Annotated in this window: 10 protein-coding genes and 1 pseudogene; 5 read left to right on the forward strand and 6 right to left on the reverse strand. The window is 65.9% G+C overall.

Annotated elements, in window-relative coordinates:
• The first annotated feature begins 3 nt into the window (after nucleotides 1-3).
• The 5 genes from BM060_RS16595 to BM060_RS16615 all read left to right on the forward strand — a co-directional run bounded on the left by BM060_RS16595 (nucleotide 4) and on the right by BM060_RS16615 (nucleotide 5903).
• Nucleotides 4-975, forward strand: a complete 972-nt coding sequence (locus BM060_RS16595) for an alpha/beta hydrolase (protein ID WP_074981115.1) — start codon at nucleotides 4-6, stop codon at nucleotides 973-975.
• A gap of 284 nt (nucleotides 976-1259) precedes the next feature.
• Nucleotides 1260-1739: a hypothetical protein gene (locus tag BM060_RS16600; RefSeq protein ID WP_074981117.1), complete on the forward strand. Its 480-nt coding sequence runs from the start codon at nucleotides 1260-1262 to the stop codon at nucleotides 1737-1739.
• Between the two features lie 126 nt (nucleotides 1740-1865).
• The gene (locus BM060_RS16605) at nucleotides 1866-2360 is read left to right on the forward strand and encodes a sigma-70 family RNA polymerase sigma factor (protein WP_074981119.1); all 495 of its coding nucleotides are present in this window, start codon (nucleotides 1866-1868) and stop codon (nucleotides 2358-2360) included.
• Nucleotides 2357-3310 (forward strand): FecR domain-containing protein, encoded by a 954-nt coding sequence (locus tag BM060_RS16610; protein ID WP_074981121.1) that lies wholly within the window; start codon nucleotides 2357-2359, stop codon nucleotides 3308-3310. The genes BM060_RS16605 and BM060_RS16610 overlap by 4 nt, the downstream gene beginning before the upstream one ends.
• Before the next feature lie 73 nt (nucleotides 3311-3383).
• Nucleotides 3384-5903, forward strand: coding sequence for a TonB-dependent siderophore receptor (locus BM060_RS16615; protein ID WP_074981123.1), 2520 nt, complete (start codon nucleotides 3384-3386; stop codon nucleotides 5901-5903).
• 138 nt (nucleotides 5904-6041) lie between these two features.
• On the opposite strand, the pseudogene BM060_RS32505 reads toward BM060_RS16615, so the two are convergent.
• The 6 genes and pseudogenes from BM060_RS32505 to BM060_RS16645 form a co-directional block, all read right to left on the reverse strand.
• Nucleotides 6042-6215 (reverse strand): annotated as a pseudogene (locus BM060_RS32505) (transposase); the annotation flags it as partial.
• 316 nt (nucleotides 6216-6531) lie between these two features.
• A complete protein-coding gene (locus BM060_RS16625) occupies nucleotides 6532-9033 on the reverse strand; it encodes a TonB-dependent siderophore receptor (protein ID WP_074981125.1) in 2502 nt (833 codons plus the stop codon).
• Nucleotides 9034-9166: 133 nt separating this feature from the next.
• Nucleotides 9167-10153: a FecR domain-containing protein gene (locus BM060_RS16630; RefSeq protein WP_074981127.1), complete on the reverse strand. Its 987-nt coding sequence runs from the start codon at nucleotides 10151-10153 to the stop codon at nucleotides 9167-9169.
• Nucleotides 10154-10158: 5 nt separating this feature from the next.
• A complete protein-coding gene (locus BM060_RS16635; RefSeq protein ID WP_074981129.1) occupies nucleotides 10159-10668 on the reverse strand; it encodes a sigma-70 family RNA polymerase sigma factor in 510 nt (169 codons plus the stop codon).
• Nucleotides 10669-10782: 114 nt separating this feature from the next.
• Nucleotides 10783-11400, reverse strand: a complete 618-nt coding sequence (locus BM060_RS16640) for a LysE family transporter (RefSeq protein WP_074981132.1) — start codon at nucleotides 11398-11400, stop codon at nucleotides 10783-10785.
• Nucleotides 11401-11947: 547 nt separating this feature from the next.
• Nucleotides 11948-12568: a LysE family translocator gene (locus tag BM060_RS16645; protein WP_074981135.1), complete on the reverse strand. Its 621-nt coding sequence runs from the start codon at nucleotides 12566-12568 to the stop codon at nucleotides 11948-11950.
• Nucleotides 12569-12650 lie beyond the last annotated feature (82 nt).

Below are 12650 nucleotides of genomic sequence, written 5' to 3' on the forward strand. Positions count from 1 at the left end.
TCGATGAGCTACGCAGAACAGACCCAATGGCAGGCGATCCAGGCCTTCCTGCCGCCCGAGTACCGCATCGACAGCACGAACGCGCCGCAGGAAGAATACTGGCCCTGGCGCGGCCACCAGGTGCATCTGGACCGCTATGCCAATCCTGCGGCTGCGGCCAGGGTCATCCTCTTCCACGGCGTCGGCACCAACGGCCGGCAGATGTCCACCATCGCCGGCTTGCCGTTGTTCCGGCAGGGGCTGGAAACCGTGGCCATCGACATGCCCGGCTACGGCGAAACGAAGGTCGCCGCCGGCGCGAAAGTCCGCTACGACACCTGGGTGGAGCTCGCCAGCGCCTTCATCGACCATGAGCGCTTCCGTGATCCCCGGCCGATCTTTCTCTACGGGCTGAGCGCGGGCGGCATGCTCACCTACCACGCCGCCGCGCTGAACGGGCACGTGGCCGGCATCATCGGCATGACCTTCCTCGACCAGCGCGTCCCGCGGGTGCGCGAACAGACCGCGCTCACCCCGCTGATGGGCCGACTGGGCGTTCCGATGATCCACGCCTTGGCGCGCACGCCACTGGCCGGACTGAAGATGCCGATGTGGCTGGCCAGCAAGATGCACACGCTGGTCAACGACCGCGCCGCGCTGAAGGCCTGCCTGAAGGACCCCTCCTCGGCCGGCAACTGGGCCAGCCTGCGCTTCCTCAGCGCCTACATGGGCTATGTACCGGCCATCGAGCCGGAGGCCTTCGACGTGTGCCCGGTCCTGCTGACACAGCCAGCGGCCGACCGCTGGACCCCGCTCGCCCTCAGCCAACCCTTCCTGCAGCGCCTCGGCCGCGTCGAGGTGACGACCCGGATGCTGGACAACGCCGGGCACTATCCGCTGGAAGAGCCTGGCCTGGGGCAGATGAACGAAGCGATCGTGGCATTCGTGGAACGGACCCTCGCCAGGCAGGCAAGCGGGTTGCCTGCGGGGCGATGAGCGCCAGCGAACAGACGCCGAAGAACGGGTTCGGAGCCAGGCCGGAGTCGTGCGTACTTGAGTAGCTTCATGCATTCGCTCTTGTCTGGTTCGCCACCCAGGCCGCGATCCCAGGTAGGCTACGCCATTGCCGGCGCTCCTTGTCCCTTCGTGTTCTGCCAGTCACGACCGGCAGAGAACGGCCAGAAGTGAAAATGTGCGTTGTGTCCGAGCCCCGATCTGGTTCGGGGGCTCTGAGTCGCCAAATTCGACGATAGAACCCAGCCAAGAAGGAATCCGCCTCCATGGCCTCCCCAGACAAACAGAAGAAGCGTGCCCGACGGGCCAAAGCCAAAGCCAAGCAGAATCGCATGGCCAAATCGAAAGCCCATGACATCCATTCGCTTCTGACCGATCTGCTGGTCAACGATCCGTTCGAGGACTTCGATTTCGACCCGGGCGCCTTCGACTTGGAGGACATCAAGGAGAACGGCTTCGACCCGGCATATTTCGACGATCTGTTCCAGGCCATGAGAGACGCAGAAGACATCAGCCTGCTCGCCATGTGCCTGGTGTTCCTGCAATACCCGGTGCTGCAGCTGGTGGTCGCCGAGGAGCCGGAAGAGGCTGCGACCGATTTCATCATGGGCCTGCTGATCGTCTATCGCGCGATCTTCCACGGCGAAGACGAAGACACGGCATTGACCTGGCTCGAAAGCGACGCCTTCCAGCGTGCCTATAACGAAGCGTCGGTGATCCTGCAGAAGAAGAGCGCAAGCGCTTAAAGGACATCGGCGATCCCCCCAGACAGGCCCGCACGCCGAGCCGACAGCCGCCCATTGAAGTGAGAATAATTATCAATTATTGTTCGCGACTTCCGGGTGGGGGGAGTCGGTTTGAGCAAGGATCAGATGGGGCTGTTGTACATGGAGCACAACAGCTGGCTGAAGGGTTGGCTGTACCGTCGCCTGGGCTGCACCAGCCAGGCGGCCGACCTGGCCCAGGACACCTTCCTGCGCCTGCTCCAGGCCCAACGCAAGACCGGCGAAGCCCTCGACCTGCAGCGCCCGCGGGCCTACCTGGCCACGGTCGGGCGGCGCCTGGTGTACGACCACTTCCGCCGCCACTCCCTGGAACAGGCCTACCTCGATGTGCTCGCTCGCGTGCCCGAGGCCTTCGCGCTGTCCGCCGAGGACCTCTGGCTGATGCGCGAAACCCTGCAGCAGCTCGACGCCCTCCTCGACCGCTTCAAACCCATGGTGCGCAGCGTCTTCCTGCTGTCCCAGCTCGACGGCCTCACCTACGCCCAGATCGCCCAGCAGTTGGGCATCAGCGAACGCACCGTGAAGCGCCACATGGTCAGCGCCTTCGAGGCCTGCATCCTGTTCGAGGGCAACCTGGGATGAGCGGCGACAATGGCGCGCCGATCCGCCCCGAAGTGGCCCGCCAGGCGGCGCACTGGTTGATGCGCCTGCACGAAGGCGCGGCGGACAACGGCCAGCAGCAGGCCTGCAGCCGCTGGCGCGCGGCCGACCCGGAACACGAGCGAGCCTGGCAGCGTGTGCAACGGGTGCAGGAACGCCTCGGCCTGCTGCCGCGCGACCTGGCCATGGGCACACTCAACCGCGAGCGGCGCCAGGCGATGAAAAAGCTGCTGGTGCTGGCCGCGCTATTGCCGGCCGGCTACCTCGGCTATCGCCAGGCCCCCTGGACGCGCTGGACCGCGGACTACCAGACGGCCGTGGGCGAACGCCAGCACCTGCGCCTGGCCGACGGCAGCCTGCTGGACCTGAACACCGACACCGCCGTGGACCTCGATTTCAGCGCCGAGCAACGCCTGATCCGCCTGCTGCGCGGGGAAATCCTCGTCGAGAGCGGCGCGGACAGCCAAAGCCCGGTGCATCGGCCCTTGCGCGTCGCCACCGAACAAGGCCTGCTGCAGGCGCTGGGCACGCGCTTCAGCGTCCGCCAGCTCGACGGCCTGACGCAACTGCAGGTGCTGCAGGGCAAGGTGCTGGTCATGCCCCGGCAAGGCGACGGGCAGATCGTCGAGGCGGGCAGCCAGGTGCTGTTCAGCGAACGGGCCGTGGAAAAACCGCGCCCCGCCCAGGCCGACAGCCTGCTGTGGACCCAAGGCCAACTGGTGGCCGACGACATGCCGCTGGGCGACTTCCTCCGCGAACTGGGGCGCTATCGCAACGGCTGGCTGCGCTGCGACAACGAGGCGGCGCGCCTGCGCATCAGCGGCGGCTTCCAACTGGACAACACCGACGCCATCCTCGCCGCCCTGCCCGCCACCCTGCCGGTGGATGTCAGCTACCGCACGCGTTACTGGATCAGCATCAGCAAGCGCTGAAAAATGTTGGCCTCTTTTTTCCAGCCATCAGTCCTTTGATGTGGAACTGCCACACACAAAGGACAACCCATTCATGACCTACCGAATCACCCCCGCCTCCGCAACGCGGCGCGCCGCCCCCGGCCAGCGCCTGGCCCAGCCCCGCCGCCTGCTCGCGCTCAGCGCGCTGGCCATGGCCCTGCAGTCGGCGATGCCGCCGGCCCAGGCTGCGCCGGAGGCCGCCGGGCACACCTACAGCATCCAGGCCGGCAGCCTCGGCCAGGCGCTGAGCCGCTTCGCCGCCCAGGCGCAGATCACCGTGCAATTCTCCCCGGACCTGACCCAGGGCCTGAACTCTAGCGGGCTGCGCGGCCACTACAGCGTCGAGGAAGGTCTCGCCGCCCTGCTGCGCGGCACCGGTCTGCAAGCGGTGTTCCGCGGTGATGGCGTCTACGGCCTGGTGCGCAACCCCAATGCGGCGCTGGCGCTGGACGACACCCTGGTGGTCGGCCAGTCTCTGGACGGCATGACCGAGGGCACCGGCTCGTATACCACCGGCGCCGCCAGCATCGGCGGCAAGAGCGCCCGGGCGCTGAAGGACATTCCGCAGTCCATTTCAATCATTACCCGCCAGCGCATGGAGGACCAGGGCATCACCACCATCGGCGAAGCGCTCGACCAGACCACCGGCATTACCCTGGTCGGTGGCAACGACGCCAACACCAAGATCCTTTCGCGCGGCTTCGCCCTGACCAACGTGCAGGTCGATGGCGGCACACCCGGCTTCCGCGAGCAGACCTATGATTCCCTGGCCGACACCACCGCCTACGACCACATCGAGGTACTGCGCGGCTCCGACGGCCTGTTTGGCGGCACCGGGGAGCCTTCCGGGGTGATCAACCTGGTGCGCAAGCGCGCGTTGCCCCATGCCCAGACCCAGGTCAACCTGTCCGCCGGCAGCTGGGACAACTACCGCAGCGAAGTCGACGTCACCGGGCCGCTGGCCTTCGACGGCGCCCTGCGCGGACGCTTCGCCGCCTCCCAGGAGAACAAACGCTACTTCTACAGCGGCGCCAACAGTGACAAGCATGTCCTGTTCGGCGTGCTCGAAGCCGACGTCACCCCCGACACCCTAGTCAGCGTCGGCGGCACCTACGAATGGCGCGACATGGACGGCTACTGGGAAAACGGCTTGCCGCGCTTCACCACCGGTGATCCGCTGGGTCTGTCGCGCAGCACTACCCTGGCAGCGGACTGGTCGAGCAATAACTACGAGCGCAAGGAAGGCTTCCTCAAGGTCGAGCACAGCTTCGACGAGAACTGGAAGGTCAACTCCAGCTTCACCCGCAGCCGCTACGACACCGAGCAGGACATGGGTGCAGTGAGCGGCCCGGTCAATCCCGACACCCTCGAAGGCGCAACCTTCCAGCGCATTGTGCGCAACTACTCCATCGACCAGGACCTGTTCGACGCCAACCTGCAAGGCGCCTTCAGCGCCTTCGGCCGCCGTCACGAAGTCCTGATGGGCGTCGATTACTCGGACATCCAGCGCAGCTATGCCGACCACAGCGAGTGGGCGTCACGGCAACCGGTGGACGTGTTCTCCACCGACATCGGCTCATTGCCCAAGCCAGCCAGTCCGGATCTGTACTACGAGTACCCCGACTGGAACCTGCGCAAGAGCGGCGCGTACGGCACCCTTCGCCTGGAGTTGGCCGATCCGCTCAAGCTGATCGTCGGCGCACGCTACTCCGACTACTCCAACACCATCCACGCCGTGGTGCCTTCCTTCGGCACCGACAGCAAGGATGGCGGCCGCGACAGCGGCATCGTCACGCCCTTCGGCGGGCTAGTGTATTCCGTCACGCCCGAGTGGTCGCTCTACACCAGCTATGCGCAAATCTACAAACCGCAGCCGGAAATCCTTGGCGCGGACCTCAAGCCGCTCAAGGCCATTACCGGCGACACCTATGAGATGGGCGTGAAGGGAGAGCTGTTCGGCGGGCAGCTGAACCTGTCCTCGGCGATCTACTACACCAGGCAGGAGAACAACGCGATCCAGTTGTACTACGAGGACACTCCGACCAACGCCTGCTGCTATGTAGCCGGCGGCAAGATGATCAGCAAAGGTTTCGACACGGAAATCTCCGGCGAACTGGCGCCGGGCTGGCAGCTCACCGCCGGATACACCTTCAACCTCAACGAGCAGCGCAAGACTGGCGACGATACCGCCGTAGGCAAACCTATCAGCACACAGACGCCCAAGCATCTGTTCAAGTTCTTCACCACCTACCAGCTGCCCGGCGAATTGGAGCGCTGGAAGGTCGGCACCGGCGCTACTATTCAGAGCAGCAACTACGTCAGCGGTGAAGTGCAGCGCCGCCTGGAAGACGGATCACTGAGCCCCAGCACCAACAGCTTCGAGTACACCCAGGCCGGCTACGCACTGTGGAATGCGCTGGTGGAATACCGCATCGACGAGCACTGGACCGCCGCTCTCAACGGCAACAACCTGTTCGACAAGAAGTACTACCAGACCGTGGCCAGCAGCGACTACGGCAACTGGTATGGCTCACCGCGCAACTTCATGGTGACCCTGAGAGGCAAGTTCTGAAAACTATAAAGTTTCCAGCAACTCGTTGGGGCGATGCGATGCCAATCCAATTCTGAACTGGTGCTAGCGCAAAATCGCCAATGTGCATTGCCGTCCGAATAACCGACGGCGATGACACCGGGCGGCTGGCCTGGCTTGATGACTGATGGTTTTGAAGTCCGGCGCCAGCCGTCCAGTCAGCCACATCAGTTCAAGGTTGCGCTGGCATTCGCGCTCCAGGCGACGACTGGACCGGATGTGGTTGAGGTAACCGTAGATGTAAACCTTCAACAGTACAGCGGGGTGATAGGACGGTCGCCCAGTTACGGCAGGAGAGGACGACGTTTTCACCCAGCCTGGGCCCAGGCTGTGTAAAAACGTTTTCACGAACGATCGCTGCTCAGAAAATACGCAAATTTCGCGTTTCCTAGCGATTTTCAGCCGAGTCAGTTGGGAAAACTTCCGCAGATTTCACGTAGCAGCGTGAGCCTCGAAGTTGAGCGGGCGTTTTTACACAGCCTCGGTCGGAAGCTGCCAGTGACCATTGCCCATCTCCATGAACAACCGTCCTCCATCGAGCAGAAGCGAACTTCCGTTCCCGTGCCTGTGAAAGGCGCCTCACAATGCGAGGCGCCTGAAGAGGCAGAGGTCAGAACGAGCCTTGCAGCGTGACCATGAAGTTACGCGGTTCGCCGTAGAAGTTGCCCCAGGAAATGGCCCCCACGCTCTGGTAGTACTTCTTGTCGAACAGGTTGTTGCCGTTGAGGGCGACCGACCAGTGGTCGTCGATGCGGTAGCCCAGGCGGCCGCTCCAGATGGCGTAGCCGGACTGCACCGACTTCACGCTGGACGACGTGGCAGAGGTGTCGCTCTGCGTCGTAACGCCGGCGCCCACGCTCCACCGATCCAGCTCGCCGGCCAGTTGGTAGTCGGCCCAGGCGCGGAACAGGTGGCGCGGGAAATAGGTGACCGCGAAGGCCGTTTCCTGCGGGTTGTCGTCCGCGCTCTCGAGGTATTTGGTCTGGGTGTAGGTATAGCCGGCCAGCACCTGCAGCCTGTCGATCACCTCGCCGCTGATTTCCGCTTCGAAGCCCTGCGCCCGTACCTTGCCCGAGTCGCTGTAGCAGAAGCCGTCCGAAGAGCCGGGGCAGGTGCTGTCGTAGTTCGCCTCGGCCCGGTGCTCTTCGATCGTGCGGAAGAGGTTGAAAGCGGTGTTGACGCGGCCGTCCATCAGCTCACCCTTGATCCCGACTTCGTAGCTGCCGCCGGTCTTGGGCTGCAACGGGCTGCCGGATTCGTCGGTGTAGGTGCTCTGGGGCTGGAAGATATCCGCGTAGCTGGTGTACACGGACCATTCCTCGTTCAGGTCGTAGATGAGCGCCGCGAAGGGCGTGACCTGGCCGTTCTCCTGGCTCTTGTCGTGCTGCCAGTAGTCCCAGGCCTGGGTGTAGGAGTCGCGGTTGTTGCGGTACCAGCTGACGCGGGAGCCGAGGACGAAGGTCAGAGGCTCGGCCAGCTTCAGCCGAAGCGTGGCGTAGGTGCCGAACTGCCGGGTGTCGGACTCGGTGGGAACCGGGCCGCCCCGGTAGGAGTTGGGGGCGTAGAAGCCGTCCGCCGGCTCGGGCATGTGCGGGTTGGGGTTGAAGGGGTCCTGGGAGACACCGAGCAGCCCGGTCATGTTGATCAGCGCCCAATGGTCATGGGTTTGCGCGCGGCTGGCGTTGGCGCCGACGATCAGCTCGTGCTGCAGGCCGAAGGCATCGAATTTTCCGTCCAGGTAGGCATCGAAGCCGTAGTCGGTCTGGTCGTAGTCGAACAGCCCGGAGTAGACCGAGGAAGGCGCCGTGGTGGCGCCCGGGGCAACGCCGCCCGGCGTCTCGGACAGGGCGTACTTGATGTCCTGGTCGTTGTGCGTCCAGACACCGGCGAACTTGAAGGCCCAATCTTCGTTCAACTGGTGGGACAGGTCGGCGAAGACGGTGGTGCGCTCGCTGTCCCAGCTGTTCCAGGACGCCCCCAGGCAGGTCGAGCGGCTGAGCTTCAGGTCCGAGCCGTCGCTGTAGCGCGGCAGGCCGTGCCAGCAGGGCCTGGCATCGAGCCGCTCGTAGGCGACGCCCAGCCCGACGGTGGTGTCCGGCGTAACGTCGTAGTCCAGGGCGCCGTAGAGGACCTGGTCCTTGCGCTTGCCCAGGTCATAGAAATACTGCCGGTCCTGCAGCGCCACCACGGTGCGCCCGCGCAGCGTGCCGGACTCGTTGAGCGGGCCGCCGCTGTCGACCTGGCCGCGGTAGTTGTCCCATGAGCCCGCCGAGAGCGTCAGGTGGGTAGCCGGCGTGCTCTGGCCACGCTTGCGCACGAAGTTGACCCCGCCGGTGGAGCTGCCCGAGCCCTTCATCATGCCCGCCGCCCCCTTGAGCACCTCGACGCGGTCGTAGAAGGCCATGTCGCCGGAGAAGCTGTTGGCCTGGACGTATTCGCCGCCGACATCCAGCGGCACGCCGTCGTACTGGTACTGCCCCTGCATCATGAAGCCGCGGGAGTAGAAGTACTTGCCGCCCATGGGCGACTCGTACACGGTGATGCCCGGGGTCTTCTCCATGGCCTGGTCGATGGTGGTGATGTTGCGGTCATCCATGTACTGGCGGGTCAGGACGGTCACCGCCTGCGGCGTTTCGCGCAGCGTATGCGCGCCCTTGCCGATGGTCACCGCGCGGGCCGAATAGGACTGGGTGCCCTCGGTGGTCGGATCGAGCTGCTGGCTGGAGACGGTCGTGGCGCCCATCTCCAGCACCGCGCCGGACTGCGGCGCCGGCACCAGGCCGTAACCGCCGTTGCCCAGGCGCCGCACGCTCAGTTGCGTGCCGGCAAGGATGCGGGCGAAGCCGTCCTCGATGCCGTACTCGCCGTTGAGCCCGGCGCTGCGCTTGCCTTCGGTCAGCCCGGCGTTCACCGAGATCGGAATGCCCGCGCGCCGGCCGAACTCGCCCAGCACCTGGTCCAGCGGGCCGGCGGGGATGGCGTATTGCTGGGTCCGCGTGGCCGTGGATTCGGCCTGCGCCGGCAAGGCCGGCAGCAGGGCGAGCGCGGAACAGGAGAGCATGGCCAAACCGAGCGATTGGCGCAGGGCGCGAGCGATGGGGTGAAGCGTCATGGGCAGAGGGTCCGTTTCTCGTTGTGGGCCCGCGTGTGCGAGCAGGGATTTCTCCCTAGGCCAAGCGAGAAACGAAAACCTGCCACTTTTTTGAGAATTATTTTCATCGCCACGCTGGAGGGGGCTATCCGCCTCAGCGAGGGCCTACCGTCACCCAGTAGCGGGTACGCCGCTGGACCCTGACCGGCAGGCTGTCCGCCAGCATGGCCAGCACCTGGTCGGTGTCGCCCAGCGGGTAGGAACCGCTCAGGCGGATGTCCGCCACCGCCGGGTCGCAACGCAACAGGCCGGGGCGATAGCGATCCAGCTCGGCGAGGAAGTCCGCCAGGCGCATGCGCTCGGCGATCAGGTAGCCATCGACCCAGGCGCCCTCGTTCACCTCCAGCGCCTGCGGCGTGCCCACGCCAGCCGCGCCGATGCGCGCCTGCCAGCCCGCCTCGATCACCGTCGGCGCACCGCCCGCCAGGGAACTGGCGGCGACGCGCCCCTGGGTGACCGCCAGGAAGGTGCCCTGCCCGTCGTTCTCCCGCCGGACGCGGAAGCGCGTCCCCAGGGGCTGCAGCACCGCCTCCTGGCTGACCACACGGAACGGCCGCCCCGCGGCATCGCCGGCGGTGAGAATCTCGATTTCGCCATAGCGCAGGTGCAGCTCGCGCGCGCTGTCGGTGTAACGCACATCGACTGCCGTGGCGGTATTGAGCCAGAGGCGCGTGCCATCGGGCAGCGTCCGCTGGCGGCGTTCACCGGTGCCGGTGTGGTAGTCGGCCATGGCGCCTTGCACCCAGTGGCTGTCGCGCCCCTGCCAGGCAAGCCCGCCGAGCAGGCCGAAGCCGACCAGCAGCTTGAGCGCCTTGCGCCGGTCCAGCTCGCTGTAGTGGCGGCGCCCGGCCAGTTGCCGCCCCAGCGGATCGGCCAGCGGGCCGGCGTGGCGCTGCAGGCTGAGCGGAATGCTGCTCAGGCGCTGCCAGGCGCGCTCGTGCTCGCTGCTCGCCTCGCGCCAGTTCAGCAACTGGCGCTGCTCGGCATCGCTCATGCAGCCCGACTGGGCCAGGGTGAACCAGGCGATGGCCTGGTCGCGGATGAGCGAAGGAATGGGACGGGAGTCGGAATCGCGGGACATGGCACTCACTCGAAGCGGCTGGCGTAGCAGGCGGCGAAGGCCTTGCCCATGGCCTTTTGCACCTGGTTGACGCTCAGGCCCAGGTGCGCGGCGATCTGCGGGTAGGTCAGGCCGTCGAGCTGCGACATCAGGAAGATCTCCCGCACCTGCGCCGCGAGGCCGTGCAACAGTGCATCCACCTCCACCAGCGCTTCGATCAGCAGCAGGCGCTCTTCTTCGGAAGGCGCCACCCGTTCCGGGCGCGCGGCCAGCGCCTCCAGGTAGGCACGCTCCACCGCCTGGCGCCGCCAACGGTTGACCAGCAGGCTATTGGCGATGGTGGCGAGGTAGGCCAGCGGCTGGCGCAGGTCGGCAAGGGGGCTGCGCGAACGCATCACGCGCACGAAGGTGTCCTGGGCCAGGTCTTCGGCATCGGCATGCCCGCCCAGGCGGCGCTGCAGCCAGCCCTTCAGCCAGCCGTGGTGGGCAATGTAGAGCCGTTCAACATCCCGTTCGAATGCCTGCTCGCGGTCCATGGACGTCCAGTCTTGTTAAACATGATAATCGTTCTCAACAATACTGGATTTGCCCTGCCCCGCGCAATTCTCCCGAGCACCTGGCGGATGCCGGACACCTGCGCTGGCCGGTGCCTAGCGCATTGCCGCCAGCTTGATGCCGAACCCCAGCAGGCAAGCCCCGGCCAGGCGTTCCAGCAGATTGGCGACACGCGGATTGGCCCGCATGCGCTCGGCCAGTTTGTGGGTCAGCAGGACGGCCGCCAGGCCGTAGAGGAAGGTCACCACCGCCACGGTCACCGCCATGAAGGCGAAGGTCACCAGCCCCTGGTGCCTCACCGGGTCGATGAACAGCGGCAGGAAGGCCATGTAGAACACGATCGCCTTGGGGTTCAGCAGCGTGATCAGCATGGTCTGGCGCAGGTAATGGCCGCTTTGCATGCTGCTCTTGCGGGGTGTGCCGCCCGGCTTGCTCAACAGCATCCGCAGCCCCAGCCACGCCAGGTAGGCGGCGCCCAGCCATTGCACCGCGTGGAAGGCCGCGGGGTAAGTGGCCAGCAAGGTCGCCACGCCCGCCACCGCCATCCACAACAGCACCTGATCGCCCAGGATCACCCCGCAGGTCGCCGCCAGCCCGGCCTTGATGCCGCCCTTGCCGGTGGCCGTGATCAGCGCGAAGTTGCCCGGCCCGGGAATGGCCAGCAGAACGATGAACGCAACGAGGAACGCGCCGTAATCGGTCACTCCGAACATGGATGAATCTCCTTGGCCAGGCAGGGGCGCTGAAACGGCCCAGTCTATCACCGGTTGCGGGGAGCATCCGACCGCAAGGCCCCGTCGCAACCGTGGTTCGGCGGCAGGCCGTGCCACCGGGGCGTTCGGCGTGGCCGGTGAGTCCCATCGCGGACGGGGAACGTAAGAGCCACTCGCCGATGCGCTCTTCGTAGGATGGGTTGAGCTTGCGAAACCCATCGGGCCATGGTGATGGGTATCGCTTCGCTCCACCCATCCTACGGGTGTGGTAGGGGCAGGCTCTTGCCTGCAGCCTGCAGGAGCATGCGCTGCTCTTCGTAGGAGCGGGCCCTGCCCGCGATTCGCGCGCAGGGCGCGCTCCTACAGGGGAATGGCGCGGGTGGTACTACGTAGGAGCGGATCTCATCCGCGAACCGCGCCGATACCTCCGGCTATCGCGGACAAGGTCCGCTCCTGCGGGGGAGGAATGCCGTGCTTCCCGGCTACCTTGTAGGAGCGGACTCCGTCCGCGATTCGGCGGATAACGCCCTCTTTGGCGCGGCGCGCCTCAACGCCGGCTCAGCGCCAGCCGCGCGGCGAACAGGAGAAAGACCGTGCCCGTCGTCCTGTCCATCCACCTGATGACCTTTTCGCGACGCAACACACCCGCCAGTGGTCGCGTCGCGCCGATAAGGGCCAGCGACCAGAGCAGGCCGATCGCCACGTGGATGCCGACCAGGCCGAAGGTCCAGGCCACCAGGGGCTGGCCCTGCGGGATGAACTGCGGCAGGAACGAAACGTAGAAGACACCGACCTTGGGGTTCAGCAGGTTGCCCAGCATGCCCTTGAGGAACCAGTTGGTTTCTGGCCTGCCCCGGGTTTCGACCGGCGCCAGGCTATGCCGCGGCCGCAGCAGCAGGTTCAACCCGAGCCACGCCAGGTAGGCGGCGCCGCAGTACTTCAGCGCGTTGAAGGCCAGCTCGGACACGGCGATCAACGCGCCCAGCCCGAAAGCGACGGCGGCGCCCCACAGCAGGCAGCCGGCGTTGATCCCCAGCGCGGCGCGCAATCCTTCGCGCTTGCCTTCCACCGCGGCCGTCCGGAGCACCAGGGCGGTATCCAGGCCGGGAGTCAGCGCCAGCGATGTGGCAGCGAAGGTAAACGCAAGCAGGCTGTCGGCGGTGGACATGGGCATTCGGGACCAGAGAGTGGTGTGTGCGCACATTAGCATAGGCACACGGCTGGCAAGCTCCACGCTCCGGGCCGCAAGC

Source organism: Pseudomonas citronellolis (genome assembly GCF_900112375.1).
GTDB classification, from domain to species: Bacteria; Pseudomonadota; Gammaproteobacteria; order Pseudomonadales; family Pseudomonadaceae; genus Pseudomonas; species Pseudomonas citronellolis.

What these genes read in the sequence shown, in the direction of transcription:
- BM060_RS16610 (WP_074981121.1), top strand. Translation starts at nt 2,357, where the DNA reads ATGAGCGGCGACAATGGCGCGCCGATCCGCCCCGAAGTGGCCCGCCAG.
- BM060_RS16630 (WP_074981127.1), bottom strand. Translation starts at nt 10,153, where the DNA reads ATGTCCCGCGATTCCGACTCCCGTCCCATTCCTTCGCTCATCCGCGAC.
- BM060_RS16625 (WP_074981125.1), bottom strand. Translation starts at nt 9,033, where the DNA reads ATGACGCTTCACCCCATCGCTCGCGCCCTGCGCCAATCGCTCGGTTTG.
- BM060_RS16605 (WP_074981119.1), top strand. Translation starts at nt 1,866, where the DNA reads ATGGGGCTGTTGTACATGGAGCACAACAGCTGGCTGAAGGGTTGGCTG.
- BM060_RS16635 (WP_074981129.1), bottom strand. Translation starts at nt 10,668, where the DNA reads ATGGACCGCGAGCAGGCATTCGAACGGGATGTTGAACGGCTCTACATT.
- BM060_RS16600 (WP_074981117.1), top strand. Translation starts at nt 1,260, where the DNA reads ATGGCCTCCCCAGACAAACAGAAGAAGCGTGCCCGACGGGCCAAAGCC.
- BM060_RS16595 (WP_074981115.1), top strand. Translation starts at nt 4, where the DNA reads ATGAGCTACGCAGAACAGACCCAATGGCAGGCGATCCAGGCCTTCCTG.
- BM060_RS16640 (WP_074981132.1), bottom strand. Translation starts at nt 11,400, where the DNA reads ATGTTCGGAGTGACCGATTACGGCGCGTTCCTCGTTGCGTTCATCGTT.
- BM060_RS16615 (WP_074981123.1), top strand. Translation starts at nt 3,384, where the DNA reads ATGACCTACCGAATCACCCCCGCCTCCGCAACGCGGCGCGCCGCCCCC.
- BM060_RS16645 (WP_074981135.1), bottom strand. Translation starts at nt 12,568, where the DNA reads ATGTCCACCGCCGACAGCCTGCTTGCGTTTACCTTCGCTGCCACATCG.